The sequence below is a fragment of the Dyella sp. genome, assembly GCF_035277725.1.
GTDB lineage: Bacteria > Pseudomonadota > Gammaproteobacteria > Xanthomonadales > Rhodanobacteraceae > Dyella_B.
Window position 1 is genome coordinate 1 of record NZ_DATEJY010000149.1, and the last position, 2,423, is coordinate 2,423.

Annotated in this window: 2 protein-coding genes; both read left to right on the forward strand. The window is 58.6% G+C overall.

Annotated features, from left to right (window positions below; genetic code table 11):
- The coding region (locus tag VJR68_RS13500; RefSeq protein WP_324148416.1) for an IS5 family transposase at positions 1–763 on the forward strand (763 nt) is incomplete at its 5' end.
- Positions 764–1,001: 238 nt separating this feature from the next.
- Positions 1,002–2,318 (forward strand): IS701 family transposase, encoded by a 1,317-nt coding sequence (locus VJR68_RS13505; protein ID WP_324148418.1) that lies wholly within the window; start codon positions 1,002–1,004, stop codon positions 2,316–2,318.
- Positions 2,319–2,423 lie beyond the last annotated feature (105 nt).

A 2,423-nucleotide genomic window follows, 5' to 3' on the forward strand; every position in this document is an offset into this window, starting at 1 on the left:
GAAGAACCGCGAGCGATTGATCAAGCACGATGCGGTCATCGAATTCTTCAACGAAGTGGTGGCCATTGCCGAGAAGAAGTGCCTGCTCTCGGGTGAGCATTTCAGCGTGGACGGCACGCTGATCCAGGCGTGGGCCGGACACAAGAGCTTTGTACGCAAGAACGGTGACGATCAGGACAACGACGGCGGCGGCGCGGGCGGCTTCAAGGGCGAGAAACGCAGCAACGAGACACATCAGTCGAGGACCGACCCCGATGCGCAGCTCTATCGCAAAGGCAAAACGGCCAGCGAATTGCGGTACATGGGTCATACGCTGACCGATAACCGGCACGGCCTGGTGGTCAATGCACGCGTGACACGCGCCGACGGACATGCCGAGCGTGAAGCGGCCAAGATCATGATCCACGACGCACGGCAAGCGGCAGAGAATCCGAACGTAGAAATTACGTTGGGTGCAGACAAGGGTTACGATGCGCAGGAATTCATCGAGGCGTGCCAGCAGATGAAGGTCACGCCGCACGTTGCGCAAAACACCTCGGGGCGGCGTTCGGCAGTGCCCGATACGATTGCCTCGAGCGTGGGCTACGTCATTTCGCAGCAAAAGCGCAAGTTGATCGAACAAGGTTTCGGCTGGGCCAAGACCGTGGGGCGCATGCGGCAGGTGATGGTGCGCGGCTTGAAGAAGGTGGATCAGATGTTCGTGTTGAACATGGCGGCGTACAACCTGGTGCGCATGCGATCCCTGGCACTAATCCGCCCGTAGTGGCGGGAAAAGGCGGCAATGAGGCCAGAGGTCGGCCTCACACCGCTTTAAAAAAGGCAGATTCGCATTGAAATTGCACAATGCGAAAGATTTAGCGACGGCGGGAGCGTAAATCGAGGACGGCCGCTTCCGTCGGGGGTGTATTTCCGCAACCTGCTAGTCTTACTGTGTCATAAAATCCATTTGCAGCGAAGCGATACCTGGTAGTATTGAATAATACAGACTTCGGGCGATCGCGATGAGAGAAGATGTCGATGAATTTGACGCGTATCTGAACCATCTGGCGCAGGCGTTAGGGCACGCCGATCGCCATGCCGGCCTCAAGGGTTACTGTTCGGGCTTGGTAATGCCGTTGTCACGCAAGAGCGTCGAGCCGATGGCCGCGCATATTGACCCACTTCACGCGAGCGCGAAACACCAGTCACTCCATCATTTTGTGGCCAAGGCGGAATGGTCTGACCGGGCGGTCCTGCAGCGGGTACGCGAATGGGTGATGCCGGCGTTGGGCCTGCACGCTGCCGAAGAGGCTGGCTATTACTGGATTATTGACGACACGGGCTTCCCGAAGAAAGGCAAGCATTCGGTCGGCGTAGCGCGGCAATACTGTGGGCAATTGGGCAAACAGGATAACTGCCAAATCGCCGTGAGCCTGTCGATCGCGACGCAACGCGGCAGCCTGCCAATTGCGTGGCAGCTGTATGTCCCCAAGGAATGGATTGACGACCGTGAACGAGCGCGCCGTGCGGGCATTCCCGACGATCTCGCCTTCGAGACCAAGCCACAGATTGCGCTGGCCCAACTCCGAGAGGCTGTAGCATCCGGCATTGCGCCGGGCATTGTGCTCGCCGATGCCGGGTACGGCGACGAAACCGCTTTCCGGGAAAGCGTAACTGAACTGGGTTTGTTGTATGCGGTAGGGATCCGGCCGGCCACCTCTGTGTGGGCACCCGGTACGGCGCCGCTTCCGCCCAAGCCCTGGAGCGGGCACTGCAAACCCCCGACATTGCTACGCCGCGCGCCCGGCCATGAACCGCTCGCAGTGAAGGAACTGGCCATGCAATTACCCGCAAACGCCTGGCAGACCGTAACCTGGCGGGAAGGTAGCAACGCAGCACTTTCCTCACGCTTTGCCGCCGTACGGGTTCGTCCCGCACATCGCGACAATTGGCGAAGTACCGTTCGCGACGAAGAATGGCTGCTAATTGAATGGCCTGATGGCGATACGGAGCCGCTCAAATATTTTTTCACTACCGCCCCCGAAGAGGCGACCCTGGAGCAGCTTGTCTTCGTGACCAAAATGCGCTGGCGCATCGAGCGCGACTATCAGGACCTGAAGCAGGAGTTCGGCCTCGGTCATTATGAAGGGCGAGGCTGGCGTGGCTTTCACCATCACGCCACACTGAGTATCGCTGCGTATGGGTTTCTGATGGCTCAGCGACTCAGAATGCAATCAGATGAACGTGGTAAAAAAAACTTCCTTGAACGCGCGCTGCCTGCCCTTCCCTCGGATTACATCCCCCGTGGCAGTCCAGCGCGCCCAACGCCACGTTCCTGATTCGATTACTACGTTGCGCATCCTGCTTGGACAAAGGCTCATGCAACGATGGCTCGCTTCCTGGAACGGCAATCGAGCGTGTAGTTATGTGACACAGTAGTACTA